At 50.4% G+C, this 26118-nt stretch carries 25 protein-coding genes, 1 pseudogene and 1 riboswitch; of the genes and pseudogenes, 3 read left to right on the top strand and 23 right to left on the bottom strand.

The features are described 5' to 3' along the window. Position 1: 1 nt before the first annotated feature. Entirely contained in the window at positions 2-394 is a 393-nt protein-coding gene (locus tag A918_RS0110790; protein WP_022711076.1) for a hypothetical protein, read from the bottom strand. A 466-nt stretch (positions 395-860) separates the two neighbouring features. On the opposite strand from A918_RS0110790, the gene A918_RS22390 reads away from it, so the two are divergent. Next, entirely contained in the window at positions 861-995 is a 135-nt protein-coding gene (locus A918_RS22390) for a hypothetical protein (RefSeq protein ID WP_256377855.1), read from the top strand. Here the strand turns inward: A918_RS22390 and A918_RS0110780 are convergent. The 4 genes from A918_RS0110780 to A918_RS22055 are packed head-to-tail and all read right to left on the bottom strand — an operon-like array spanning position 989 to position 4915. Continuing rightward, positions 989-3049, bottom strand: coding sequence for a hypothetical protein (locus A918_RS0110780; protein WP_022711074.1), 2061 nt, complete (start codon positions 3047-3049; stop codon positions 989-991). The genes A918_RS22390 and A918_RS0110780 overlap by 7 nt on opposite strands. Continuing rightward, entirely contained in the window at positions 3037-4458 is a 1422-nt protein-coding gene (locus A918_RS0110775; RefSeq protein ID WP_022711073.1) for a hypothetical protein, read from the bottom strand. Before A918_RS0110775 ends, A918_RS0110780 begins: the two co-directional genes overlap by 13 nt. A 14-nt stretch (positions 4459-4472) precedes the next feature. Next, on the bottom strand, positions 4473-4760 hold the full coding sequence (locus A918_RS0110770; protein WP_022711072.1) for a hypothetical protein: 288 nt from the start codon (positions 4758-4760) through the stop codon (positions 4473-4475). Then, positions 4757-4915, bottom strand: a complete 159-nt coding sequence (locus A918_RS22055) for a hypothetical protein (protein ID WP_022711071.1) — start codon at positions 4913-4915, stop codon at positions 4757-4759. Before A918_RS22055 ends, A918_RS0110770 begins: the two co-directional genes overlap by 4 nt. Positions 4916-5132: 217 nt before the next feature. Here A918_RS22055 and A918_RS21815 point away from each other — a divergent pair, with 217 nt between their 5' ends. Then, entirely contained in the window at positions 5133-5378 is a 246-nt protein-coding gene (locus tag A918_RS21815; protein ID WP_156831425.1) for a hypothetical protein, read from the top strand. Between the two features lie 370 nt (positions 5379-5748). On the opposite strand, the gene A918_RS0110755 is transcribed toward A918_RS21815, so the two are convergent. The 18 genes and pseudogenes from A918_RS0110755 to A918_RS0110665 form a co-directional block, all read right to left on the bottom strand. Then, a complete protein-coding gene (locus A918_RS0110755; RefSeq protein WP_022711069.1) occupies positions 5749-6048 on the bottom strand; it encodes a hypothetical protein in 300 nt (99 codons plus the stop codon). Positions 6049-6059: 11 nt separating this feature from the next. Next, positions 6060-7055: a hypothetical protein gene (locus tag A918_RS21810; RefSeq protein ID WP_022711068.1), complete on the bottom strand. Its 996-nt coding sequence runs from the start codon at positions 7053-7055 to the stop codon at positions 6060-6062. Then, entirely contained in the window at positions 7052-7366 is a 315-nt protein-coding gene (locus A918_RS22050) for a hypothetical protein (protein ID WP_198013293.1), read from the bottom strand. Before A918_RS22050 ends, A918_RS21810 begins: the two co-directional genes overlap by 4 nt. A 154-nt stretch (positions 7367-7520) precedes the next feature. Next, positions 7521-8978 carry a YfjI family protein gene (locus A918_RS0110740; RefSeq protein WP_245257318.1) on the bottom strand — a complete coding sequence of 486 codons (1458 nt, stop codon included), beginning with the start codon at positions 8976-8978 and terminating at the stop codon, positions 7521-7523. Positions 8979-9025: 47 nt separating this feature from the next. After that, entirely contained in the window at positions 9026-9913 is an 888-nt protein-coding gene (locus A918_RS0110735; protein WP_022711065.1) for a toprim domain-containing protein, read from the bottom strand. After that, entirely contained in the window at positions 9910-10224 is a 315-nt protein-coding gene (locus A918_RS0110730) for a hypothetical protein (RefSeq protein ID WP_022711064.1), read from the bottom strand. Before A918_RS0110730 ends, A918_RS0110735 begins: the two co-directional genes overlap by 4 nt. Positions 10225-10318: 94 nt before the next feature. Next, entirely contained in the window at positions 10319-10513 is a 195-nt protein-coding gene (locus tag A918_RS0110725; RefSeq protein WP_022711063.1) for an AlpA family transcriptional regulator, read from the bottom strand. A gap of 160 nt (positions 10514-10673) precedes the next feature. Beyond that, a complete protein-coding gene (locus A918_RS0110720; RefSeq protein ID WP_022711062.1) occupies positions 10674-11561 on the bottom strand; it encodes a hypothetical protein in 888 nt (295 codons plus the stop codon). Positions 11562-11563: 2 nt separating this feature from the next. Beyond that, a complete protein-coding gene (locus A918_RS0110715; protein ID WP_022711061.1) occupies positions 11564-12757 on the bottom strand; it encodes a site-specific integrase in 1194 nt (397 codons plus the stop codon). 392 nt (positions 12758-13149) lie between these two features. After that, the gene (locus tag A918_RS0110710) at positions 13150-13647 is read right to left on the bottom strand and encodes a DUF1801 domain-containing protein (RefSeq protein ID WP_022711060.1); all 498 of its coding nucleotides are present in this window, start codon (positions 13645-13647) and stop codon (positions 13150-13152) included. Between the two features lie 460 nt (positions 13648-14107). Further along, complete coding sequence (locus A918_RS20160; RefSeq protein WP_022711058.1) at positions 14108-17605, bottom strand: TonB-dependent receptor domain-containing protein; 3498 nt, start codon at positions 17603-17605, stop codon at positions 14108-14110. 107 nt (positions 17606-17712) lie between these two features. After that, positions 17713-18315 (bottom strand): annotated as a pseudogene (locus A918_RS21165) (FecR family protein); the annotation flags it as partial. 57 nt (positions 18316-18372) lie between these two features. Continuing rightward, positions 18373-18627, bottom strand: a complete 255-nt coding sequence (locus tag A918_RS21335; protein ID WP_051139031.1) for a DUF4880 domain-containing protein — start codon at positions 18625-18627, stop codon at positions 18373-18375. Positions 18628-18741: 114 nt separating this feature from the next. Next, positions 18742-19275, bottom strand: a complete 534-nt coding sequence (locus tag A918_RS20150) for an RNA polymerase sigma factor (protein WP_245257316.1) — start codon at positions 19273-19275, stop codon at positions 18742-18744. 222 nt (positions 19276-19497) lie between these two features. Then, the gene (locus tag A918_RS20145) at positions 19498-19998 is read right to left on the bottom strand and encodes a flavin reductase (RefSeq protein ID WP_022711055.1); all 501 of its coding nucleotides are present in this window, start codon (positions 19996-19998) and stop codon (positions 19498-19500) included. Between the two features lie 322 nt (positions 19999-20320). Then, on the bottom strand, positions 20321-21349 hold the full coding sequence (locus A918_RS0110675; protein ID WP_028233664.1) for a methionine synthase: 1029 nt from the start codon (positions 21347-21349) through the stop codon (positions 20321-20323). A gap of 26 nt (positions 21350-21375) precedes the next feature. Then, on the bottom strand, positions 21376-22347 hold the full coding sequence (locus A918_RS0110670; protein WP_022711053.1) for a DUF1852 domain-containing protein: 972 nt from the start codon (positions 22345-22347) through the stop codon (positions 21376-21378). Positions 22348-22446: 99 nt separating this feature from the next. Continuing rightward, positions 22447-22662: riboswitch (cobalamin riboswitch) on the bottom strand. A gap of 301 nt (positions 22663-22963) precedes the next feature. Beyond that, complete coding sequence (locus tag A918_RS0110665; protein ID WP_022711052.1) at positions 22964-23731, bottom strand: helix-turn-helix transcriptional regulator; 768 nt, start codon at positions 23729-23731, stop codon at positions 22964-22966. A 167-nt stretch (positions 23732-23898) separates the two neighbouring features. On the opposite strand from A918_RS0110665, the gene A918_RS0110660 reads away from it, so the two are divergent. After that, on the top strand, positions 23899-26118 hold a 2220-nt coding region (locus A918_RS0110660), incomplete at its 3' end, for a marine proteobacterial sortase target protein (protein ID WP_022711051.1).

Here is a 26118-nt window from a genome sequence, read left to right as displayed (position 1 = left end):
ATCAAAAAACCTCGAGTTCCGGCTCTAGTACAATCGAAAACCGCTGAGGCATATTCACGTTTATATCATACCAAAGAGTACAATGCATCGGCTGGGATTTTGTTGGGGTATGTTTGATAACTCCGTCACCAGGCTGTAGCTTACCTTCAGCTATAAATCTCTCTCTCATGAGTGGGTTTATGTTGCGAGCATGCTCTACGGCTTCCAGACAATCCCAGACCGAAATTCCCCAGTGACGACAATCGGTAGCTTTTGCGTTTTTTTGCCCCGACTTTACCCATGAATGAAAATGTTGAGGAGCCAGAGGCAATTTTTCAACGGCGCGGTAGACTACGCCGGCCACATCTACGTCAGATGGTGGACATGATGCTGGAATATTCTGGTCAAATTGCATTTAGATCCCCCGCACAATAACGACAAGCAGTCCATAGCCGCCCACCGCACACTTTTTACAAACGTCATGATCTCCTTCTCACATATAGCGCGTAATAAACAGTATTTTTGAGTAAATATGGTTATCAAATTTTAACAATATGTCGTGATTTAATGATTATTTTCAGTAGTATAGGATAATTTATCAATCAGATTTAGCCACTTAATTGACAATCTGCCGCACTTAAAAATTGTAATATCCAGCCTTTTTGGAAAGATTTATTTGCGTAGTAAAGAAATCATCAACTTTTATATACAATCAATGATTCTCTCCCCCGCCGCTTAGATAGTTAACGCAAATATATTCTAATAAAAAATTTAAGCTGAAAGACTTGTAGCAGCACCTCAATATCTCTCAGCAATCAAAACCCAATATGCTGCTAATAAAACACTATCGACATTTTTGCATCTGGCGCTATGGTTCGCTCATGCAAAACAATCCTCAGCCATTCGCCCTTATCGGTTACATCATCGCGGCAGCTCTGTTGCTGCCGCTTGGATGGTGGTTGAAAGCGAATTATGCGGGGGATCTAGCCGCATGGATGCGCTCTTTCTTTTACTGACCAGCCATTACTGCCCCACTACGGGCAGGTATGGCCAACATTTCAGATAGCTTCTCCAAGGCTCTCATATAGGCCGGCTTAATTGCGGCTTGTTGTGCTGCGATAATAAGCGCCTGTGGGTGCTCATTTGTCAGCAGGTTTGCCATTTGCTGCAACACCTTGTCATTCGCGCTATTCTTAAGCCAACGGCCACCACGGGTTACGCCTGCGGTCAACGCCCCAACCGTTAAAGCGCTGCTCCAGTCGCCGGTATAAGCACCATAGGCACCAGCGCCAGCACCAATCCCAAGCTCGGCCAATTGGCGGGCTGTGGTGGAATTGCCCATTGCGCCACGTAAGCGGTCTGCCAAATCCTCAACACGGACATAGGCCTCAATCTGCTTCATCTTCTGAGTGCCAAGCACCATTTCCATGCTTTCGCGTGCCGACTGAGATTTGAATACCTGATTAATCACATTCGAGCGGTCGTTGGTCGCCTTGATCCTGTCAATCAGTTCAGAAGCATAGCCGGTTGCAAAAGCCTGTTTTTCAGTTCCATTGAAGGCGTTAAAAGCCTGCCGTACTTCCGGCACACTGCGCGGGGAGTTAACAAACTTGCGGCCAGCGTTTAATGCATCCTCAGCACCGAAGAAACCGGAAGCCCCTTGACGTGCCTGCCTATAGGCTGGGACTGCCGTATCCAGTTCGGAAGTCAGCCTGTTCTTGATAGCACTCAGGTCAGCTACCAGAGAAGCATCCCCGCCACGTTGTGCCGTGCCAATCTGGCTATCAAGATTGCGCTTAACATGATCCCAGAATTGGAGATTAGGGGCTACAAGCGTTCCGTCTGCTTTCTGGCGCAGCACATAAGCACCTTGGCTGTTTATCGTGAACGGATTGCCAATCTCTTTGAAGCCTTGAACCGCGCCTCTGTCTGCGCTGCGTGTTGGAACATCAGCAACAGCCTTTCGCAGTGAAGGCGACTGCATAAGGTCTTGCAAACCTTTGGTATAGACCTGCTGAGCATGTGGGGCGCTGTATGCCGCATCATAGGCGGTTTTATTGTGGTATCTGGCCTGCTCCTGCAATGCGTGTCTGTAGCCAACATCATCAGCATTACCGCCGACAATTTTCTTGATAAATTCTGTTGCTCTTTGGCCTTGCCCAGCAAAGCGGTCACTGGCTGTGCGCTCAATGACGGCTCTGGCTTCCGGTGACTGGTTGGCAACAGAGCGGGCAAGAGCGCGGGTAGTTTCGCCGCCGATATCTGCATTCACAATCGGGATATTATTCGCCTGTGCAATCTGCCTGTCCGCAGCGCTCATAATGGATTTTGGATCAGACTGAGCATCACGCAGGAAAGCAGTGCCAACGCGGCGCTCTGCTTCCTTGGTTGGGTTAAGCATTGCGCCGATGGTCGATATATTGCGATTACCAAAGGTCTCAAGACCTTTAGAAATACCAGCCCCAAGCGCGGGGATAGCGGCACCGATACCGCCTGAAATTGTGGCATTAGCAGCGGCATCGAAAATATCTCCACCCCGCGCCGCCGTATCTGCCCCTGAAATCAAAGCGCTTGATGCAGCAGAGTTACCGGCACGGGTTAGCCAGTTTGTGCCGGTTATGCCGAGAGATTGAGCGCCTGCTGCTGTGAGACCAATTGCAGACATTGGCGCAATATTGGCTGCAAGCTGCCCCGAGAAGGCCGAGGCTGGATAAGTTTCATTACGACCTTCGCGGCGCTGGCTCACTTCTTCACGGATTTGCGAAGGGTCTTGCCCTGTCGCCAGCCCGTAAAGATTGCTGCCGATATAGTCAGAACCCTTCTGGATAGATGGGCCAACAATTGGAATGCCTGAAATGGCGTTTTCCATCCATGTCATACCAGCGCCACCCAAGGATTGCTCTTCGGGCAGTGCAGTCCCGCCACGGGCGTATGTGGGGCCTGTCGTGCCGTCATTGGCAAAGCTGCCATTATACGGATCTGCGGATTGCTGCCCCCCTTGCTGTTGGAGCCGTAAGCGTGCCGAGGCGGTTGCTATTGCTCGTTTTTGCTCAAGTGTCATTTCGACCATAGCGCACGCTCCTCTGGGGTCATAACATTCCAAATAGATTGATCCACGCCGGCAGGAATCGACGGGTATGCAGCATCTGTGTTTTTCAGGGCTGTCTCAGCTTGCAAGATTGCCTGAGGTGGCATACCGGCCTTGAGGGCTTCAAGCGCTCGTTGGCGGGAAGCCGCCTTTTGTTGAAGAACTGCCGCAACATCGCCCGGGCGCGGAAGATAAACCGCTCCATATTGGTCAGTTTCTTCCTTTGTGATGGCTGCGCCAGTGTCTTTACGCAGAATGGCTTGCAAGAACTCTTGCCCTGCTTGCTCTGCCTTCTGATAGCCCTCGGACTTGAGGTAGTTACCAACGACCGGTACGCCGCCAGCCATTCTATCCTGAAAGCCCGCCAAGGCATTGCCGTACTGGTTTAAAGTGCCAAGCGAGCCTTCTGCACGAGTAGCAAATACTGCGTCTTTTGATTGGCCTTCGGTAAGCGGTTTTAACCCGCTGCCCTGCTGGAATGTGATCTGTCCATCTGCTCCAACAGATAGCTGTGTGCCGCTTGGAGCCTTTACGCCACCAATCCGGTCAAATGTCTGAGTGGCTGGGTTCCATGTAGCTTTGTAAGGCTGCCCAACATCAGCGTCATATAATTCTACGATACTTGGAGCATCATTCTTCTGACCACCGAAGGCGATTGGCTTGCCTTGCCCATCGTAACGAACCTGACCTTCACCAAGGGTAAAAGGGTCGCCACCGCCGCCCTGCGCCCTCAATCGAGCGGCATCCACTTCATACCCGAGCTTCTGCAATTCCAGAATGGATTTCGGGTCTGCCCCTTTTTGGAGATTTTGCAGAACTTGAATGGCTGCCTGCGGGTTGCGGGCAACAATCTGCGCCTCTGCCTCTGGCACACCACGCGCCATCAAAAGATTGACGGTTTGATTGCCTTGTTTTTGCTCCTGAACGGCAGCCATACCGCCGCCAATAGCTGAGAGCAAACCATTGCCCCGACCAAGCCCTTGCAGAAAGGCCGCTGCCGTCCCCATGTCCAAGCCGCCGGACTGACTACTTGACTGCGCTGGTGACGGCGCCTGCTGCTGCACGGCCCGTGATGACTGCAAATGACTGAGTGAGGCTTGATAATCCTGCTGCGTGATGGGAGCGCGATTAGCATCTGGTGCCGGTGGATAATAACCTGCATCATTTGCGCCAGATGCAACCGGAGCGCTGGTTTGGTTTTCAAGTGCCGCCATAATGCCGCCCTTCGGGATGGTTTCCTTAGAAGGGATTGCCCCTGTTGCCGTCATATCAATGGCCGGTTGTGGTGTTTGTCCAATCATCAACATATTGACCGGCATCATATTTGGCTGGGCGGTGAGCATATTCTGGGCGTTTGGCATTCCCAGAAAACGCAAATCGAAATTGTTCATATCAGTTCTCACTTTCACTGAATGCCGACTGTGCTGGCAACGAAGCATTCATAAATGCCGTTGGCTTGGGCGTTGGCGATTTCGGCGCTCTCGCCCCTTAGCTGAGCGTCTGTGAGTGCCAGCTCCTCAAAGGCTTGCAGCGCCAACTGGATTTCTTCACGAGTGGTTTCCCAATCGAATTCCCGTGTTTCGTTGTTGTAGTTTTGTAAGGAGATTTGCCCAATCAACCCGCGAACGAAGGCAGGGTGCAGAATGTAAGAACCATTAGGCGCTTTATATGGGCGTATAAGTGGCCTGTTCATGCTGCCACCTCGCAGTCTTTGGCTGGCAAGGTCTTGGAGCGGATCAGTTCAGAAAGAGAAATACCGCGCTTTTGAGCGGCCTCTTTCAAATGCTGTTTTTCATCTGGGAAAACGCGAATACGAATGTAGTCCGGCATTGCAACGTCTGAGCGCATAACGGCCTCCTTTGTTATAACAAAGAATACCACGACCAGCGCCGCAGAACAAAAATAATGAAGTAATTACAATTGGTTAAATACAAAATCAGGCTAGATCATATCGGATCATAATAGATCATGTCGGATTAAAACTGCATGCAAGCGCGACAATTTGGCATTACAAAGATACAGTGTTCGCCTCGCGTGCGTGCGCGTATTGGTTGCGAAACTCATCATGGCTTATGACGCACTTCCCAAGTCGCCGCGCATAACAGCATTATCGCCAAATTGGATAATGGATTATCAAAACGGAGATCAGCATTTACCAGTTTGGGTAGTTTTGTCGGTTTTGTCAGTTTTGTCAGAAGGGGGGGGCGTATCTCTCGAGCTTCATCAGTTATCCCATCAGGCCATTACCAGCAGTCAGCACGTCATCGACGATGCGCTTGGCTTTCTCAATTGTGTGCAGCTTTTGTGGTAACAATTCATCATACTAAAGCTAATTAATTCACTCTTGCCTTTAGTATGAGAGTCACATTGGGTATTGCTCTGGGAAAAGGGAGAAAAATATGAAAATTGTTTGGTTTACTAAAGCGGACAATACAGGCGGTTCAATTTATTTGAACGCTGACAAAATTATATCATTTCAAGCGTACCAGAATGGAACGCTTATCATATTGAGCGGCCAGTTCGGAAACGGAGCCCCTATACAGTACGCTGTCACAGAGACGCCTGCACAAGTAAAATCTGAATTAAGCGTTCTATAATGGCATCCAAGAACTAAAAAAGGCAGCCTTTAAGCTGCCTCTAGTAACCTTGGAAAAGCGAAGATAAGCAATGACGTAGTAACTCTAGTTATCGTCATTGCCTGTTAACGGGACTAGCTCAATACGAGTAACCGTTTGCAATGGCGCATCTGGATCACCTGTGACCTGCATTGGCAGAACCTTTCCCAGTAATTGCGAGAAGGCTTTAGGCTCTTTGGTTGCTAGAAATGTGCAGTACCCCACCAGTCCATTTTTACCATTCATATTTTCACCAGCCGCCTCTGCGGCGCTGATAATGGCATTCTTGAGCAATGATGTGGTTTTGTTCGGCGTGCCTTTAGTTCGGCCACCGGTTTTTTCTCTACTTCCCTCTACTTTAGACATAGCTTTCATCCTTAAACTGCCTTTCGTTTCTTGCGTAGGTTCCCGACCGTCTGAGGGCTGACACCAGTTTGCCGTGCTATCTCTCTGTCTGAAAGCTCCGGCTGAATGTCCAATATGGACAAGACCGCATTCCGGCGGGCGCTGGTTGTCATGTGTCCAGTTTGGACGGGGGGATTGCCGTATAGCTGGTGTAGGGCTTTCATATCGTCCTCAAGCCGATCCATGAACGCATCTTCCCGTTCAGTAGGATCTATCCATTGGCGCTCAAACTCATAGCGCTTCCAGTTAAAGCGGGCTTGTATGTCATCCCATGAAGCTGCCGGTTGCCCTTGCTCTAAGGCATGCTCAAGAAGGGAGATGCGGCACTCAACCTCTGCATAATGGTTATATTCACCGCCTGAAAACAAACCTCTATCCCAGCGCAGCCTGTCCCAAGCCTGAACCTCTTTTAAGGCAGCGTCCAAATTGGACGGCCACGGATACGCGGTGGTAACGACCTCTCGAATAGCAGGCGTAATATCTTTTACGCTCCAATAATGAGCGCTCTTGCCGTCAAGCATTTCTGCATAACGATATTCAGTGCCGTCCTGATCTGTCCAATATCTCCACGATGAAACCCAAGGTGTGATGGCTGCATCTAGTAAGCGCTCCTGCTCATTGCGGGAGAACAAAGCAGCCTCTGAGCCATAATCGGATAGAACCTCTGCCCGCCGCGCATTATCCCGAATATCACGTGCTGTCTGTTCCCGTGCTTTCTGCGCTTTAAAGCCCGGATGCTTTTCCTCCATCCAATCATCAAAACCTTCAAAGATGCCTTTTGAAGCCTGAGCCTTTGTTTCTTGAATTGCTGAAAGTGCCTGCTGCAACGTCATATTGGCACGGCGCGCCATCTTTTCAGCACTTGTCTTAGCTGCTGTGCGCTCGCCCTCTGTGGCTCCACCTGTCATAAGGGCGTGAACCTTGCGGAATTTCTCAATGTCCAATTTGGACGCAGTATTAAGGCTCATTGTGCCACCTCGCTTTGATGGTTCTCATTATCGGATAAAACAGCGCGGCCTTGGCTGTTGAACACAATACGACCAGCGAGCCGTAAAGCATCCTCTGCCTGACTTGCCCGTGTACCGCCCCAGCCAAGCACCCGCATAGCCATACCGTAAGACATAGCGCCGTGTTTGCGTAACTCCTCGGCATAGGTTTCAGCATCGTCCGGCTTGGCCTTGGTGTTTGGCTTCCACTCACGGCGAAACATCGTCTGCATTTCGGACGATGATTGTTTTTGCTGGATGGATTTCTGTGCCGACTGCAGTGAGGCGTTCACCGGCTGGGAGTTTGCTATACCCCCTCCTGACAAAACCGACAAAACTGACGAAACACCAATTTCAGGTTGTATTTCACCTTCATTGCGCGCCCAACTATACGTTTTGTCGGTTATGTCGGTTTCGTCGGAAGGGGGTAAGGCTTTCTTTGCTGCTTCAAGCCACTTTGTCATGATTGCCTCGAAACACCGCCGGATTAACCGTAAATAGCCGCTGCGCTCTCCCCCCCTGCGATCCGCTGGAAGTTGAAACAGGCCGGACGATATCGGCCTCCTGCAAAGCATTAAGGGCTGGGTTAAGGTCGTCAGAATTGGTCAACCCTGTACGCTCAGCACGCAAAACCTCACGCGCAGTAAATTGCCGCCATGCCTTTTCCTGTATGAGCTTCACAAGCCGTCTCGCTGCACGCTCTGCCTTAGGCGCAGATGCATCAGCATAAGCCCGCCGAGCCATTGGCAGCAGATAGCTTTCGACCAAATGAGCTGCACGTCCGAAATGATGAACTGCAATCTCCTGCGGCTCCTCAGCTTCGCCAGATGCCCACTCCATCAGTCCCAGCACCAGAGATAACCGGACAGCAAGCCCTGCCAGTTTCCCGATAAATGAAAGTAACAGCCCCTCAGCGCCGCTTTCCCAGCCTCTTGCTGTTTCACGAAAGCTATCCAGCAAGACACGGCTATCCTCAGAGAATGAAATTATCCAAGGCCGCACATTGCCGTTTTCATCGGTATGCATATGCAGTGACAAAAGCCGGTGAATGATATTCTCCATAAAGCTTTCATCATAGGACAGATCAGGACGTTTGACCGGCGCAGGGTTAGGCCATACCGGAAGGAAACGCGCCAATAAGCCATCATCATCAGTTTTCATGAGCAATGAGCGCAGCCGATCCGGTTGAATCCCGCCAAGAACACCAACGGAGAGCCGATCAACATAAACAGGGTCACGCCCCATACGCTCAACGGAGTAGCTGCGACCGCCATAGGCCTCTAACCAGAAAGGCCGGTCGGATCCACCACCAGAATAACGCGACATACCTTGCAGCCATCCGGCAAGTTCATCACGAGCAAGCAGCGCTCCACGAGGTTGAACAGATGCAATCACCGCCAGTTTCTCAACGGTGGTATCTGTGACAGCCAGACGCGGCATAATCGGCTCTTTACCGGCGTTGGCGCTCGCTGGTCGCGTTGGCACGTCTTCATGGTTCTTGATTGCGGCTTTTACAGATTCCTTCCATGCGCTTTCCGCAAGTTTGGCAACTTCGGCTCTTGCCCGCCAGTCTGTGACCTCGCTTTGCACCTGCTCGCGCAAAGCCCGCTCCACCTTTTTCAGTGGAGTAAGAACAGCGTCCAGTCCAGGGGATTTATTCATTGACGGATTGCCGATAGCCACAGCCCATAAAACAGGAGGCTCTGTCCAGCCCTGCCACGGGGACGGCCAGCGGCTGTTACCGATAAGAGCGCCACAAACAGACAAAGCGCCAGCCATGACATAATCCGGTGGTGCCGCCTTTGCTTCCGCTGCTGCCCTTATCCATGAAGACCAGCGCGGCGAAAATACATCCTCAAGAGGCAGGCTGGGCGGCTCTGGCAGTTCTGAGCGTAAATAACGCATATCAGGCACAGGCCAATCCGGCTTAAATGGAATAGGTTCGGGCGCATTCATGCAGCAGCCCCTTTCATCATGAGAATATCGTTCCAGTCACGGCCATCAGGCGCGGGAAGCATTGAAACCTGCCAGCCAAAAGCAGAGGCACGCTCAGCAAGCGCATGACCGGCCTGCCGTCCGGCTTCATCGCCATCGGTTGCAACGGTTAACAGTGCAGGCTTGTCAGGCAGTGATAGAGCTTTCATGCCGCTGGTCGATAAAGCCGCCCAGACCGAAACAGAGCCACGCATAAGGCCGGAGAGAAGCGATAATCCCGTTTCTATACCTTCACACACAACCAGCTTGTCAGTGCCGTCAGAGAGCCGCACAGCACCACCAGCAACAGAGCCGAGCATAGCCTTAGCAGGTTCAACGGAAGCCTTGCTCATGCCGTCAGCGCGTAAATATGTCCGGTGGATTGCCAGACGTTCAGCGCCTTCGACCAGCGCCACCATTGCCGGCAGCTGCTGACCGGTCGGGTGCCAGCATGAACCATGAAATCTCAAACACTCCCCAACGGGGGAAGTTATGCCCCGAGAGCGCAGATAGGTTTCTGCCAAGGTGCCGTGAATGGGTTTAGCCGTATTCCAGCACGATAAAGCCCGCGCCTCCTGTTTTTTGGCCTTTTCCATTTCCTTGAGCCGGTTAGCCTCCATTTCCTCATAGGAAGGTGGAGCATAATGGCCGGAGCCTTCAATCAGCCCCAGACCTTTGAGCGCATCCATAATGGACAGGAAATCACAACCGGCATGACAGTGCAGCAATAGCCGTCCGTCATAGCCGTCTGAAATGCTCAAGGCTGGGCTTCTAGTGTTGGCGTGTGCTGGGCAGAGGCACAGGCCGTAGCGGCCATGCCAATGTCCGTTCAGCGCCTTGGTAATTGTTCGGGCGCTGGTTTTCATGCAGCACTCGCTTCTGTCTCTACCCGCGAAACCTTGGAGCGCAGGACATAGCGTGCATGGTTGCCTTTGAACTGGCCGCCATGTGGTTCAGTCACAGTTTCAATCTGAATGTCCATTTTGCGCAGATCAAAGACATAAGCAGACCAGCGCGGCGCAGGATTATCAATCGGCGTACAGCCTTTGGCTCCAGCAGCGATAAGACATTCCAGCGTCCAGCGCTCGCGGCCTTTAACACTGACATTGAATGGCTCCGCACCATCATGGCTAACTGTATAGCGTGCGGCCTTCCAAGGCTTGTTTTTATCAGACATGGGAAATCCTCTTTCAACAGAGGACGGGTGGGGCTATAGTCTACTCGTGAGATAGATTACCCTCGGCCCCGTCCATAATGGCGGGGTCGTTTGTTTATGCAGCAGAGCGTTGAGCTTTAGCGGCCTCAATCACAGCCATGATTTCAGAGCGTGGCCAGCGAGACAGCGCCCCGATTTTTACAGGTTTTGGCACAGTGCCATCAGCAACGCGCCGCCAGAAGGTCGGAATGCTCACCTGTAGGACTTGGGCGCCTTCACGAGCAGTTAAAAGAGTGTCGGTGATATTCATCAATCAGCCTCGATATTTGTTGATATGGGCTGATTGTTATTGTTTTCGAAATGCTTTGGAACACATGCAGAACATGCAAAAGTCAAAATTACTTTTGCATGGAGTTTTGCTATGGTTTTTGCCTTAAATTAGTTGGGATTGGTTGAAGTTTTGCACTGTATTATTTGGGCTTTTCCTCAATTGCTCGTTTGATGGTTTCTTTTGATGCTTTAAGGCCATGCTCTTTTTCTAGCCATCGCATTATCCCCGCCCAACTCCTCCTATTCTCGAATATATGGGGAGAAGACGCATAAATATCACCGATAGCTTTTCGCAAATGTGATGGTCGCCCAGTCCTATTGACCTCGTCTTCCACTTCGTCCGGTATCGACTTACCGTTGATGTAATCCTGCGTTTCTTGATCAATCATAAAATCATCACGAACGCATAGTGCCCACCCCTCGAATGAATTTAACGCGTCTATTGGCGGCAATGATAACGATATTCGCGCAGGGAGAGCTTTCTCTGCCAAGCGCGCACCCGTGCTGGATATAAAATAGCCGTTGCGGTTGTACCATGTCGGGATACTTGTAAATCCTGTAGGCAGGCTACGGGTAAAATCTCTAAACTCGCGCATCTTTAAAGGAGTTTTGTTTTGAATTATTTCAATAAACCGCTGACGCATAGCATTAAAATTAACATAAGCCGGACACCCTAATCCCTCTGGGAATGGTTCAGCATCGTCAAAATTAAATTCTTCGCAACAATACAATAGCGGACTTATTGATTCAAAAAGAAAGCCAGAGGCGATTTCAGACGGGGGATGAAAATCAAGAATAGTTCCTAATGGAGAGGCGATACACAGATTTCCTCTTATGCTATTCATTATGCGATTTTCACAACAATCAACAGGGCTGAAAAGAACAATAGACCTCATGACCCGTGATAGATCACCGCCGTAGAGCTCTTTGCGCTCATTTATTTCGCGTTTAAATATATCAGGCCATCTAATATTCAGCTTCTCATAAATTAATTTATGAACGCTGATATAACCAATGGGAGCGAACATTCTTATCCCTTCACCATCTTTACGACCTGTCCATTCTGGCCGGCGACATGTTGTGACCAGCGCACCATCAGATTGCGCCGTTGTTCAATAAAATCTGTTCTGCGATAGGCACGCTCTACAGAGCCGCCGACGATATGCCCCAAAACCGTTTCTGCAATGTCGTGAGGCGTTTCGGTTGTTTCTGCGATCCAGTCCCGTAGACTTGAGCGAAAACCGTGCGGGCGGGCTTCTAATCCTGCCCGTGACATGAACATTGCCATTGTCATGTCTGAAATTACGCCCTTGCGAATACTCGGGAATAAATAACCGTCACGGGCATGATTGCGTGCCTGTTCAATAACGCTCATTGCTTCGGGAGATAGAGGGACGCGGAAATCACTTGTGGCATCTTTGCGGCCTTTCATATCCTCCGCGGGGATTGTCCAAATATCACCGTCTATTTGTTCCTCACGTATATGGCGGAGAGGCCACGAACGAACACCGGTCAGAATAAGCAAGCGCAAAGCAAGGTGCGTAACTGATCCGTCAGATAGCCCTGAATAGAAAAACGGAACTTCTAGCCAAGGCATTGCAGGAATGTTCTGAGCCTTATGCCGTTGCTTTCCGAGAAGAGCACGGGCTTTCTCTGTAGCCTGCAGATCAACTTCAAGACCGAGTGCTGCGGCGTGTTTTAAGCAGATGCTAAGACGGTTCAGCGCTTTACGTGCAGTTTCAGCCTTATCATGCCAAATAGGAGCTAAAACATCACGTATGTCCTTTTGATCCAATTCAGCCACAGGCATCTTGCCCAGCTTCGGCATGATATGAAGCTCCAGCGGGCTGAACCACCGCCCAGCCTTTCCGTCTCCTTTAAGTTCGGCTTTACGACTTTCAAAAGCATCAAGAGCGATATCGCTTAAAAAATGCAGATTACGGGCTGCCTCTCTTTTTTGGCGCTCTCTATCTTTTATAGGATCAATGTTATCGCGTACTAGCGCCCGATATCGGTCAGCCGCTTCCCTAGCCTCCTTCAAGGAGACAACGGAAACAGAGCCAAGCCCCATTTCTCTGCGCCTACCATGAATAGTGATACGCAGCACCCATTGAGCCCCACCATCATCTCGCTTGTGAAGCCATAGACCGCCCCCGTCAGCATATTTGCCAGCGGGGGCATTTTTCACAGCAAGGGCGCTTAATTTGTTCAACCCACGAGCCATTTTCAATCCACCCCTCAATCCACCTTTTAAGGTGCGATTGTATGAGATTTAATGATAGGCCATGATTCCGAACGAAACAAGAACCATCCGGCAGTATGCGGCAATTGATAACAGGTGATACAATCTGATTTATCTTGATATTACAATTAGTTGCCCGTAAGCGGCACCATAAAATCAATAGCTTAGCGTATATTCACTCTTAATAAAATTACGCCAACAATCAACTTTGAAAAATGGCAATTATTCAAGCAGTCAGGGATTACCCGTGATTGCTGAGCACACAAATAAACTGTCTTTTAGCGTGAATTGGTGAAGCAGCAACACTGAGCAGTTGCAGCATCATTGTCCAGATAACAAAGAATATATTCCTGCATTATTTTCGAGCATGATACTTACATTTTCTCTCCAGGCAACTGACTGGCTTGCAGAACCCATTCGATGAATTGTTCTTCGTCCAAAGGTCTATTCTCATGTACATCAAGATAGCGAACATCTTTTTGCCTGGAACTCCCGGGAGGCTCAGGCATCAACTGAGAACCACGAAAGAATGCTATTTTTACGTATTTTGTCAGACAATGAAAACCAAGAAACCAATCACCTCTTTGCATGCCGTAGAGAGGCGAGTTCCATTTTACAGCCTTCTCAACATTAGGAATGGCTTTGACAATCAGATCATCAATCTTTTGGCCAATTGTACTTTTCCACTCCGGCATCGCCGCAATGTAATCCTGAACTGGCTGATTACCATAACCTTTTGCGATTTGGGGATTTCCCCCCGACAAAAGAACCACTTCATCACGGTTTTCCTGCAGCACATTGGTTGCATTACCACTTACAATCAAAGGCCTTTTCTTAGGTTTCGCCGATTTGATATCAGGATTATCTGGCATACTAGCACCTTTTTTTTCACATGAAGACGCACTTCAGCAACCATGTAAAGCCGTGTAAAGCCCTGCTCCTTGAGTTCTCATAAAACCTTTAATCTCAAGTGGAGTTTTTTAATAATTAGCCAAGCGTTGCATATATAAACGTGCCGATTTCGCCCATCAATAGCTTATCGGCGCTCCAGCCGCTCTGAGACTTAAAACCGCAAAATTCTAGCTCCCAGTGGATCAAAACCAGGGAGCACGTCAATTGTATCATAGAAAATAGCTGCCGTAGAGCGCAGCCCATCACCACGACCATTTCGACCTCAATTTTGGCAGTTCGCAACTTGTTTGCCGATGACCAGAACTGGACATAGCTGCAACTTCGATCAGGCGCGTAAGCGGCACCATAAAATTAATAGCTTGCCTTATATTTCAATATTCTAAACTAGCCCAGTAATCAGTCTCTCTGAAAGTAGAGGGATTAAAAACGATAGTTCAAACCCACTTTGATGCTGTGGTTTTGCAGTTTATTTTCGGCTTTACGACCGTCGATTTTTGCGCCCGTACCACTTGAGCTGACATTATGAAATCCGTTGAAACCTGGCGGACATGCTGCAGGCCTGTTAACCCGACCGCATCGAATACGTTCATCATAAGGAGCAACAACACCCGAAGCTGCACCATCGAAATTGAATGTTTTGGAACTAAATCTTGTGTAGTTATAATCAGCCTTTATCGACCATTTATCACTCAAAGCATATTCCATACCAGCGCCGAGTGTGAACCCGAGACGGGTTACCTCTTCCTGTTCAGAATAATTGAATTTCGTTCCTGTCCCACCCAACATAGAAGATGTTGCACCGGTTGAAATATATTGATCCCGCGTCTGCACTTCATTCATCAGTGCTATACCGCCCGTGCCGTAAACAAACATCCTGTTGAAGGCGTAGCCAAATTTTGCCTTGGCAGAAGCCGCGACATCATACTGATAATCCTGAACCGACTGGATGGTGCCGTCCTTATAATCTGCGGATTCAGTTGAATAGGTTGTTTGATTGCCTGAAAAGGTTGGCTTTGAAATATCCGCTTCAAAACCTGCAACAAAGCCGTTTGAAAACTGGTGATTATAACCTGCCTGCAAGCCAAAGGAAGCACCGGAGAAATCGAGTGCAGCCGATTCATTAGCGGCATAGGCATTGAATGTGCCATTCAGGGCTGTTGTTGTGCCACTGAGTTTCGACCAGTCCATACCAATATTTGCCCCGACAAAGAAGCCTGTCCAGTCCGTCGAAACGGCTTCTGTTTCGCTTGTTGTGGTCAAACCTGAGAACAGCGACCCGTCGCCACTATATGCTCCCTCAAGGGATGGCTTGATCGTGAGGTCAAACCGGAAAGTGCGTCCAGGCGCTGGCATCAGCGAGGCACTCAACGCATCCATATAGTAGCGGTCAGTAACATTATCGACCGAGAAACGCATATGTACGTTTTCGTTCGGCTCATAGGTTGCATAGAGATCAAGCAACACATAGGGGTTCCAGCTGCCGGGGCGGATATTCGTTAAACCGGTTTCAACTGTACCATCACCGAGACCTTTCACCATACGCTTTCCGACATAGGTCATACGTCCGCCAAGGGTCAGTTTATCGTCCAGAAAACGCCCCCCTAAATGAATGGCCACAGTATCCTTTGGCGGCACCTGCTGAACAGCAAAACTATTATAGATGCCTCCCGGCGCACAGGTTGAATGGCGTGCAGACATTACCCCTTCTGGTGCACAGAACATGACATGGGTATAATGGTTCCAGGCAAGTCCCCCGAAATACTGGCCAGTATCATATTCTCCGGACACTTCGAAACCGCGCATATCAGCGTAGTCAAGATTGATGCGTCTCAGCCCACCGGTGCCTTCTGCACGGGTGATGTAATCCTTGACATGGTTATCGAAATAAGCGGCATGTAGCCTGAGCTTATCGCCAGCAAGGAAAGCATCATCCGCCATGTAATTAACACCCAGTTCCACAGTGCGATTGCGCTCCGGACGGATAGGATTTTCATCAGGCTGAACTGTAAAGGACAGGCTGGTGAGAGATTCAAAAATACTCGGCGATCGCAGCACGCTGCCAGCCTTGGCATAGAGTTGCAGATTATCGACCGGCTCAATTTTGATCGTGCCAAGCGGCGACCAACCCGATGCTTCAGTCTCCAAGGGTGAACCGAATATCAGATCACCGGTATTGGAGAGCTTTGGCGCGTGATCAAAGGAATGAAAGCGGGAGTAACGCAGACTTGGCGAAAGTGTCAGCCAATCAAGAGGCTGCCAGTCCATTGTGGCAAAACCGCTCCACTCCTCGCGGTTACCCATTCTTGGTGCGGGCGTCGTGCCAGCTGTACCGGCTGATGCAAATTCGTAGCCGCTCGGCAGGCCTACATTCTCTCTGGTGAAAGATGTGCCATAGTTCAATGAAAAATCACCAAGGCTTGTTGCGAACAAAGACGTATTGGAAAGCGTCGCACCCCAGCGTGTCTGGCCTGTATAATAATCGACGAGCCCGATCGGGTAGCCTGAAGAATACAGAGATGAATTGATACGCAAATCCATTTTTGTGAGAAATGTATCAAGCCGCACATCAATGAGGTCACTATCATCAGGCTTCCAGCCATAGCGGCCTGTATAAGTGTCCAGATCAATTTTATTAAGAAAGCCCTGATATGGCACACCGCCAAACAGAGATAATTGGGTTGGCATGATCTCGCCGTATTCGCTGAGATATTTGGTATAGCCAAGCTCCAGCGAATGTCCGCCATCCCAGCGAAAATTCCCTTTTAACATCCAGGATGTATTGTCTGTCGAAGTATTGAGCACTTCTTCGCCAGGGCGGAATTTGCTGAGGTCGGCATCATATCCATGTGTGCCCGCGTGGTAATTTCCGGTTTTACGTCGGGCATAGGCTGCGACTATATCGAAATTCTCGGATGTTTTTGCAATGGCAACGCTGCCATTACCTGATGTCGGGACAAATGCGCCAGGGCGATCCAAACCAGTATCATTATTGCTGCCTTGTCCCGCAGGCGTGCCGAGAGCAGGAACTGCCGAACTATTGGAAACAAAGCCTCCTTTGAGACGTGCACCAAAAGTCTCACCGGGCAGAAGAATATCCTCCGCCTTGATTGTGCTGATGCGTACCACACCACCCGTTGCGCCGGTAGCATCTGCACCGTTGCTTGGCCCTTTTTCAATAGCCATGCCACCAATGAAATCGGGATCAATATAAGAACGTGATTGCGATCCGTTATAACCGCGATACACAGACACTTCCTGCGAAGCGCCATCCACGATGACCGGTACGCGCCCTTGCCCCTGCATACCGCGGATATTGACATCAACACCGCCGGAGTTGCGTGATTCCCCGTTCAGAACGCCCGGAATGCCGGAAAAAATATCCCCCGGTGATGTGCCACGCCGTGCTTCGATCTCATCAGCGGATATATAGGCGCTTGATCCTGGCGTTTGATATGGTGCGTCCGCAGCGCTTATACCGGTTCCGCCCGAAATTGTAATTGTATCAAGGAGAACAGTGCCTTCATCGACAGCGCCGAGACGATTACCGGACGTTTGAGCCGGATTGATTATCAGTGCGGTTGAAGCGCCGCTGAACCGATAGGTCAGATTTGTTCCTTCAAGAAGTTGTTCCAGTCCGCTGGCCGCTGAATATGTGCCCTGTAAGGTGTTTGAACGGATGTTTGATGGTAACGCTCCGTCAAAGGCAACATCTACGCCGGTAACCGCAGAAAAACGGACTAACGCCTGTGCCAATGGCTGTGGCGGAATGGAGAAACTGTAAGGTGTTGTCGCCTGAGCAAAAGCATCTGTCGCCCCATATGGTACCAATGCAAGATATAATGCCGATGCAAGCAGTGTGGTTTTGAAGACCTGCTGGATTTTCGAACCGGATTCAGTTCGTGCTACTATTGCCAGCATAAACGTCTCCTTCAAAAGATTTCGGCCGTATTAAAAGGCGCCTCTATCTATAAGGACGAAGAGCTGGTCGAAAAATCCCGGTCAAAAAATGGACAAAATAAAATAATTTAAAGCGGACGAATAAGGGTGAGTAATGGCGTCCAGTTTTCGACGCGGACCGGCAGTGCCTCGGCGAGTTTTTGCGTGAGTTGATCCGTTCTTTCAATATTGATGATCAGAGTTACCGGTCTTTGTGCCAATGCAGCATCGGTGACGATGATTTTTCCGCGTTGCCATTGTTCCAGCTCTTTAATAACCTCGCCAAGCGGACGGGAAATAAAGACAAGACGACCATCAAGCCACGACAGCCTCGTATCAAGCTCGGCTGGTTCCGGAATGCTGAGATTATTCCCGCGACTTCGCACCGCATAACGCTCTTCGACCTCTACGGACTGCGAAGGAGTCTCCACTCTGACCGAGTGCTCAGAGACGACGACACTTACGCCGTCATCTTCGTGACGTACGGAAAAAGCAGTGCCAAGCGCTGTGGTATTCACATGCATCGCGCTGACCGTAAAGGGACGTGTATTATCCGGAGCAACGTCGAAAAACGCCTCGCCGGCGATAAGTTTCACCAGACGCTTCTGCTCTGTGAAATGAACTGAAACCGAACTCGCTGACGACAATCGCAGCTTCGATCCGTCAGGCAAAACCGCGGCTTCCACCTTACCGGTTGCACTATAATAATCGGGCCGGTTTACACTGAATTGATAATACCCACCGCCTGCTTAAAGCAATGCGAGGCCTGTAGCGCCACCCTTCAACAGTTTTCTCCGGGAAAGCTGCGTTTGTGACAGATCCGGCACCATGCCTGCACCGCTCCATAACTGTTCAAGCCGGGAGTATGCTTGCGCATGGCGGCTATCAGCCTCCAGCCAGACTCTGAAACCTGCCAGTTCAGCCTCTTCAACATGTTCTTCCAGAAGCAATGCAAACCAATGTGCCGCTTGATTGGAAATATTCTCTTCTTCTGATTTAGACACAATTCACTTCCGGCAGATAAATATCAGAGCGATGAGCAGACCCCGCTTAACGTGGATGCATCCTGAAAATATGAAGCGGTTTTCCGGCAAGCGACACGAAGCAAAAAACGCCGGTCAGTAACGATCAAAAGATGATTTTTCAGCCTGCAAATTTTTAAGCGCTGTCACCATGTGATTGAATGCTGTTTTAGGTGAGATACCAAGCTGCACACCAATCTGAGCATATGTCATGCCCTCGATACGATACAAAATAAAGACCTGCTGTGCGCGTGGCGGCATGTTCGCGATAATCTTCTGCAATCGCAGGAGCTCTTCACGAGAAATGAGATGCTGTTCGGCAGATGGCGCATTATCCTGAACCCACTCAAGCTCTTGCACATCGACAATGACGGGAGCGAGTTGAAGTCGTCTGCGATAATCAAATGCAATATTCCGGCCGGTGCGTATAAAGTAGCCTTTGAGATCTTGGACATCGCCAAGAATGCCTTTTCGCTCCCACAATCTGACGAAAGTGTCCTGCACAAGGTCCTGTGTTTCCACACGGTCTTTAAGGCAGCCGTCAATGACCTTTGTCAGCCTTGTTCGTACGGAGAAAAATACCTCAACGAAATACGACCCATCCTTCTTATTATGATCGATGGTTTGCAAGCGAGACTCTCTGAGGCAGATGGGTTTCAATTAATTGTTGAGTTATATAATCATGTTTTTTCGGAAATTGAAGCCGTTTTCTGCTATTCGAAAAGTTTAATCACGAGCAGGAGTTATAAAGCACGGATATTTCGGCTTAACCGCAGCCTTAGGCATACCGGACATTCATACATCTTCGACGCGGCGGGCGCCAAGTGACGGATACAGTGCCGAGACGGTTCTTTAGCCTCCGAAATAACGTCGCCTGCAGTAAAATAGCGTTGCCTTTTCGTCGTTCTCACGAATATTGATGACCCGCCCGAAGAAGACGCGGTGCGTCGCCTGCTCAATGGCATTGGTGAGCTCGCACTCGAAACTTACCGATGCGTCGGCCAGTACCGGCACACCCGTGAGACCTTTTTCCCATTCGCCAAACACAAACCGGTCCGCAACTGGCGTCTTGCCGCCAAAGACATCCGAGATCTCCTCCTGACCCGGCGTCAACGTGTTCACGCAGAAATGGCGCGCGTTGTCAAAAGCCGGAAAACACGAGCTTGTCCGATTGATGCAGACAAGAAGCGTTGCCGGTGTATCGCTGACGCTGCAGACTGCCGAGGCGGTAAAACCGTAGCGCTTGCCGCCAAAAACAGTGGTGACGACGCTTACGGCTGAGCCGAGCCGCGACATACCATTGCGGAATGCCGCCCTGTCCACGATTTCCAGAGGTTGATCAAATATATCCATTCGGTCCCCGTATCGGGTTGAAGTGTGGGAGATGGCCGCTAGAGCGGTTTACGTCCGGATTGGATCATAGCGCTCGCTCTAGATTCTTAATTTGGTCGCATTATCACGGGCGTCAAATTGATCCAACTTGACAGTGAAATGCTCTAACGGCCAATTCCGGAGTGCGGATTTCGTGAAACCGCGTATTTGTTCACTGAACAAAAGACATTGCTTGCAGCGCTAAAGCGCCGTGTGCCAGACTTGGCACACAAAACTCGCTCTAACACTTTAAAATGAGAGCATAATTTTACCTTAAACTGATCCAGGTTTAAGGAATTATGCTCTAGGCAGTGAGTTCTCTGCGGACGATTTCTGCGCCCGCGCTCAAGGCCTGAAGCTTACCCATAGCGATGGGCCGGGAGAGTGGGGCCATGCCGCAATTGGTGCAAGGATAAAGCTTGTCAGCATCAACAAATTGAAGCGCTTTTCGAAGCGTTTGAGCAACTTCCTCAGGCGTCTCAATGGTGTTGGATGCCACGTCGATGGCGCCGACCATCACCTTCTTGCCGCGGATAAGCTCGATCAGATCCATCGGGACGTGGGAGTTCTTACATTCCAGAGAGATCATACCGATGCTGGATTGCTGCAGCTTGGGGAATGATTCCTCGTATTGCCGCCACTCTGACCCAAGCGTGCTCTTCCAATCCGTATTGGCTTTAATGCCGTAGCCGTAGCAAATATGCACGGCAGTCTCACATTTGAGACCTTCGATTGCGCGCTCCAGCGTGGCGACACCCCAATCATTCACCTCATCAAAGAAGACATTGAAGGCAGGCTCGTCGAACTGGATGATGTCGACACCAGCAGCCTCCAGCTCTCTGGCTTCCTCATTAAGGATTTTGGCGAATTCCCAAGCCAGCTTTTCGCGACTCTTGTAGTGGGCATCATAGAGAGTATCGATCATGGTCATGGGACCCGGCAGGGCCCATTTGATCGGCTGCGTGGTATGCTGACGCAAAAATCTGGCGTCCTCGACGAAAACCGGTTTCTGGCGTGACACAGCCCCGACGACAGTCGGTACGCTCGCATCGTAACGGTTGCGGATTCGCACGGTCTCGCGCTTCTCAAAATCCACGCCTTCGAGATGTTCGATGAAAGTCGTCACGAAATGCTGACGTGTCTGTTCGCCATCGCTGACGATATCAATACCTGCATGTTGCTGGTCGGCCAGTGACAGCCGCAAGGCGTCCTGCTTGCCTTCCAGTAATTCCTCATTCTGCAGTTTCCAGGGCGACCAGAGTTTTTCAGGCTGGGCGAGCCAAGAGGGTTTAGGCAGGCTGCCTGCGGTCGATGTAGGGAGAAGTGTTTTCAAGATAGGTGACCTCTGTTTCGTTGCAGTCAGGCGACGTCGTAAGCGGACCATTGGTCGAGAACGGTCCGGTATGGCTTGATGAAATTTTCCTCGGTGAATTTGCCCTGCTCCACAGCCAACCGGCTGCGCTCTTCACGATCGTAAACAATGCGTGTCAGCGAATAATCCCCGTGTTTCAAATTCGGCCGGTAAACCGCGCCTGCAGCAGCGTTGGCATTGTAGATTTCAGGCCGATAAATTCTCTGAAACGTCTCCATCGTACTGATGGTGCTGATCAGCTCGAGATTGGAATAATCGCCAAGCAGGTCGCCGATAAAATAGAAAGCCAAAGGCGCAACGCTGCCTGCCGGCATGAAATAGCGAACCTGCATCCCCATTTTTGCGAAATACTGATCTGTCGACGAGGATTCATTCTGCCGGTATTCGGTGCCCATTATGGGATGATGATTGTCAGTGCGATGATAGGTCTTGCTAGTCGAAGCACTGATGCAGATGACGGGCGCCTTGCCGAAGTGGGATGCATATGTCTCTGAGCGCAGGAAAGATTTGAAAAGTTTTCCATGCAGATCGCCGAAATTGGCCGGAATGCTGAATATAGGCTGGTTCTGATTGTGCTCGGGAAGAACAATACTGAAGTCGTAATCACGCACATAGGACGAGAAGTTGTTTCCAACGATACCGTCGATGCGCTCATTGGTTTTCTGGTCGACAATGGTTGTCTTGAGGATTTCAATCAGCGGGAATTCATCGCCAGCAATCCCCAACGTGACGGAAATAATGTCCAGCTCGACCGAATAGCGATCACCTTGGGGGTTATCCCAATGCGCCAAGGCATTGAACCGGTTGTCGATCATCCGCAAGGTGTTGCAGAGGTTCTCACGACGACGATCGCCTCTGGCCAGATTGGCAAAATTGGTGGTGATGCGCGTGTTTTCCGAGGGAAGATAATCCTCGTTAAACGGAATGCTCTTGATAGCGAAATTGAAGTTCTGCGACATATTCTGCCCCAATGGAGTTGGGGGGCATGGGTCTGCGGACACATAGCAGTGCAGGCCGCGATGCGGCCTCCGCTACGGCACACTGGGACACCCCGCCCGTGGACGTTCTTTCGCCAAGGCAGGTCTCCTGGCTCACGGGTCATCGCTTCCGTCCGTCTTCCCGGGTTAAATCCCAGTGACATGCTGGACGTCAGCTCGCCGCTTACAGTTGCGGGGGCAGCGCCGGCTTTTCCGCATAATACGGAGCACCGGCTTCCCTCTTAGCTCCGGTACGCTGCAGGCAACGACCGGAGAACCTAGGCATCTCTACCTAGCTGCAATCGCAACGAAGTGTCAAGCGCATATAAAGATATTTTTATATCTCCAAGTCTCAAAGTGTGGACACACCTGCGCGAGTGAAGAAAATTCAAGACAGGATCAGTGCAAGCCAAAAGCGACATCAAAAGAAAAGCAGACAGCGCGCACATAAGCAGCACCAGATTGGCTATGCCTTATGATCCGCCGCAGCCGCTATTCACCCGATGCAATGACTCAGGTTCTCTTGCTGTAATATCGATTTCTGCTGCGATTGATTTGGTCGTACAGAATGAGAGGGATAGATTATCCTTCGCCTCAATTATGACGGCATCACAAAACTTGCATAGCCATCGCCAAGCGTCTTGTTAAGGAAACGCACATATTGATCATAGACCTGATCTGCGGCCGTTATTCGCCCAAAAACAGGCGCTTCAAAAACCCTTATCGGGATGAGTGCTAAAGGCACGGATACCGGTGTCAATTGTGCGCCCTGCCCTGCACGCAATGTCGTGAGAATACCATACATTTCACCTGCGATACTCGGACGCGAAAGCACCGCCATGCGGTATTGTCCGTATGTATTGGTCACAAGATAGACATGACCTGAAAGATGCGGAACTGAGACACATCCGTGCTGCGAAAATGACGCGTCGGTGCGCTCACGTTCTTCAAATTTCAGATGTGTGCTTCCGGCATCCCAGACGATATCCGTGCAATAAGCAAAAATATCGCTGCTATTACCAAAAGAAGGACGAAGCGTGAGGAATGTTCCCTCAAGCCAGGAAACGGCAGCGCGTGAATAGGCACCAAGTTCTTCCGCCGCATGTCCGTTGGCAGCGGCTGGCTTTGGCTTTTCTGTTTCCGTCTGATCGCGCAGTTCAAATCCCATCGCCTGCTCAAGCCGGATAATCGTCGCAAGCGTGAAAGGCCGATGCCCTGAGAGCGCTTTTTCAAGTGTCGAGAGACTGATACGTGCCTCATCCGCCAGATGCTGGCGCGAAATCCTGCGACGCGCGATCTCCTCACGCACACGTTCAGCAACGCGGAGATTCAATTGATCGGACAAAACCGCATCGTGCTGAGACATGAGAACTTCCTGAATCCGTACTTTCTTTCACAATTCCACACATAGGCGGAGCCTGCAAGGTGGCTTGCGGCAAAGTACGGACAAAACTTGGCAAAGCTTACGCTGGTGAGGAAACAGCACTCCGGCGCAAATTGTCTCCAGTTATCCGACAGATACAGGAGCTTATAATGTCGCCTGCCATCAGACAGTCCCACAACAACGCAAGGGCAATCAGCCTGTCTCAGTTCTGCAAATTCATCTGGTTTGTGAATATGCTGTTACTGCCAATCCTGGCCGTTGTCCTTTCGCTTCTCAACGTAGCTTCCGCCCGTGCTGAACAGCCAGCCTATGTAACACCGAATGCGGTGCAAAGCGGTAGCCTGCTGCTTCAGAGCGGTGAAGCCGGCCAATATATCGAAGCACCACGACTTGCCAGTGATTTCAACATTGATGTCAGCGGCCCCACCGCCCGCGCCCGTCTCAGTCAGGTTTTTGAAAATCCGACCAATGGCTGGGTTGAAGGGCTTTATGTCTTTCCTCTGCCTGAAGACAGTGCTGTCTACTCCCTGAAGATGATTGTCGGCGACAGGGTTATCGTTGCCGACATCAAGGAAAAACAGGCAGCACGCGAAATCTATAAGAAGGCGAAAAGTGAAGGCAAGAAGGCTGCTCTTATCGAACAACAGCGCCCCAACATCTTCACCAATGCGGTTGCCAATCTTGGTCCGAATGAAAAACTTGTCATTCAGATCGAATATCAGCAGGCCGTTCGCCTGAGCGATAATCGCTTTTCTCTGCGTGTGCCGCTTGTTGTTGCACCGCGCTATAATCCTGAAAGCAGCGACCCGATTGTTGAAACCGCAGATATGCAGGGCGGCTGGGGGCAGCAGAAAGCAAAACCAGCGCAAGGTTCAGACAACAGAGCCATTGAAACACCCCTGATTATGCCAAATGAAGACCGCATTAATCCGGTGACAATCACTATCAATCTCAAAGCCGGTTTCCCCGCTGCCAATATTAAGAGCCTGTATCACCCTGTCAAAATCGATCAGCAAGGCGAACTGGCCTCAACAATTACTCTGGATGGCAAGGCCACGGCCGATCGTGATTTCGTTCTCGAATGGCAGGCTGCTGAATCCGAAATGCCTACTGTCGGCTTGTTTCGTGAACATGTTGGCAATGACAATTATCTGCTGGCCTACATAACCCCGCCGCGCATCAAAAGCCCTGTGAATGAAACACGGGAAATCATCTTTGTTATCGACAATTCCGGTTCGATGGGTGGCACTTCGATCAAGCAAGCCAAAGCCAGTCTCGATTATGCCCTCTCCCGCCTGAAACCTACTGATCGTTTCAACGTCATTCGTTTTGATGACACGCTGACCAAGTTTTTCGATGACTCTGTTCCTGCCACAGCGCTCAATATTACCAATGCACGCGACTATGTCTCTGCACTTGAAGCGGTTGGCGGCACAGAAATGCTGCCTGCTTTGCACGCGGCACTTGATGACAGCCACCAAAAGGATGGCTTGCGCCAGATCGTGTTTCTGACCGATGGCGAGATCAGCAATGAACGACAAATGCTTGATGTCATCGCATCCCGCCGCGACCGCTCCCGTCTCTTTATGGTTGGCATCGGCTCGGCACCCAACACCTATCTGATGAACAAAGCATCTGAACTTGGCCGTGGCACCTTCACACATATCGGCGCGGTGGAAGAAGTCGACCAGCGCATGCGCGAACTGTTTGATAAACTCGAAAGTCCGGTTGTCACCAATGTAAAAACCAGTTTCTCACAGGAGGGCATCAGCCTGACACCGGGTCTGCTTCCTGATCTTTATCAGGGTGAACCATTGGTGCTCGCTGCACGTACCAAACAGGTCAGCGGCACAATGACGGTTGAAGGCACAGTCGGAAGCCGTCCATGGACAGTGACCCTGCCGCTTGATGCAGCCAGTCCGGCGGAAGGTATTTCCAAGATCTGGGCACGTCGCAAGATCGACGATGCTGAAGTGGACATGAAGCTCGGCAAGATCACTGAGCTGGCAGCCGATACGCGTATCCTCAGCCTCGCATTAGAGCATCATTTGGTAACACGTCTCACAAGTCTTGTTGCCGTCGATCAGACACCGAGCCGCCCAGCAAATACCCCACTCACCCGCGCCGACATTCCTTTGCAGCTTCCTGCCGGTTGGGACTTTGAGACACTGTTCGGTGCTCGTGCAGACCGTAGCGTGCTTGATCATGCCGATGCAGGCAAAGAGCAGATATTGGCTCGAGGCAAGAACCGTACTGCCGCACCGAATATTCCGGCACCCGCCATGTCACTGCCGCAAACCGCAACTCCGGCAATGCTGAATATGCTTCAAGGATTAGGCATTATGTTTATCGGGTTTCTCATCTTCTGG

The sequence above is a fragment of the Pseudochrobactrum sp. AO18b genome (assembly GCF_000409565.1).
Taxonomy (GTDB): Bacteria; Pseudomonadota; Alphaproteobacteria; order Rhizobiales; family Rhizobiaceae; genus Pseudochrobactrum; species Pseudochrobactrum saccharolyticum.
This window is presented reverse-complemented; position numbering and strand designations above follow the sequence as displayed.

Excerpts from the sequence above, each read along its gene's own strand:
- A918_RS0110730 (WP_022711064.1), bottom strand. The coding sequence starts at position 10,224 with ATGTCTGATAAAAACAAGCCTTGGAAGGCCGCACGCTATACAGTTAGC.
- A918_RS0110735 (WP_022711065.1), bottom strand. The coding sequence starts at position 9,913 with ATGAAAACCAGCGCCCGAACAATTACCAAGGCGCTGAACGGACATTGG.
- A918_RS0110710 (WP_022711060.1), bottom strand. The coding sequence starts at position 13,647 with ATGCCAGATAATCCTGATATCAAATCGGCGAAACCTAAGAAAAGGCCT.
- A918_RS20145 (WP_022711055.1), bottom strand. The coding sequence starts at position 19,998 with ATGGATATATTTGATCAACCTCTGGAAATCGTGGACAGGGCGGCATTC.
- A918_RS0110770 (WP_022711072.1), bottom strand. The coding sequence starts at position 4,760 with ATGAACAGGCCACTTATACGCCCATATAAAGCGCCTAATGGTTCTTAC.
- A918_RS0110755 (WP_022711069.1), bottom strand. The coding sequence starts at position 6,048 with ATGTCTAAAGTAGAGGGAAGTAGAGAAAAAACCGGTGGCCGAACTAAA.
- A918_RS20160 (WP_022711058.1), bottom strand. The coding sequence starts at position 17,605 with ATGCTGGCAATAGTAGCACGAACTGAATCCGGTTCGAAAATCCAGCAG.
- A918_RS22055 (WP_022711071.1), bottom strand. The coding sequence starts at position 4,915 with ATGCGCTCAGACGTTGCAATGCCGGACTACATTCGTATTCGCGTTTTC.
- A918_RS21815 (WP_156831425.1), top strand. The coding sequence starts at position 5,133 with ATGGCTTATGACGCACTTCCCAAGTCGCCGCGCATAACAGCATTATCG.
- A918_RS0110740 (WP_245257318.1), bottom strand. The coding sequence starts at position 8,978 with ATGCGTTATTTACGCTCAGAACTGCCAGAGCCGCCCAGCCTGCCTCTT.
- A918_RS0110665 (WP_022711052.1), bottom strand. The coding sequence starts at position 23,731 with ATGTCTCAGCACGATGCGGTTTTGTCCGATCAATTGAATCTCCGCGTT.
- A918_RS22390 (WP_256377855.1), top strand. The coding sequence starts at position 861 with ATGCAAAACAATCCTCAGCCATTCGCCCTTATCGGTTACATCATCGCG.
- A918_RS21810 (WP_022711068.1), bottom strand. The coding sequence starts at position 7,055 with ATGAGCCTTAATACTGCGTCCAAATTGGACATTGAGAAATTCCGCAAG.
- A918_RS0110780 (WP_022711074.1), bottom strand. The coding sequence starts at position 3,049 with ATGGTCGAAATGACACTTGAGCAAAAACGAGCAATAGCAACCGCCTCG.
- A918_RS0110720 (WP_022711062.1), bottom strand. The coding sequence starts at position 11,561 with ATGTTCGCTCCCATTGGTTATATCAGCGTTCATAAATTAATTTATGAG.
- A918_RS0110725 (WP_022711063.1), bottom strand. The coding sequence starts at position 10,513 with ATGAATATCACCGACACTCTTTTAACTGCTCGTGAAGGCGCCCAAGTC.
- A918_RS0110775 (WP_022711073.1), bottom strand. The coding sequence starts at position 4,458 with ATGAACAATTTCGATTTGCGTTTTCTGGGAATGCCAAACGCCCAGAAT.
- A918_RS0110790 (WP_022711076.1), bottom strand. The coding sequence starts at position 394 with ATGCAATTTGACCAGAATATTCCAGCATCATGTCCACCATCTGACGTA.
- A918_RS0110715 (WP_022711061.1), bottom strand. The coding sequence starts at position 12,757 with ATGGCTCGTGGGTTGAACAAATTAAGCGCCCTTGCTGTGAAAAATGCC.
- A918_RS0110670 (WP_022711053.1), bottom strand. The coding sequence starts at position 22,347 with ATGTCGCAGAACTTCAATTTCGCTATCAAGAGCATTCCGTTTAACGAG.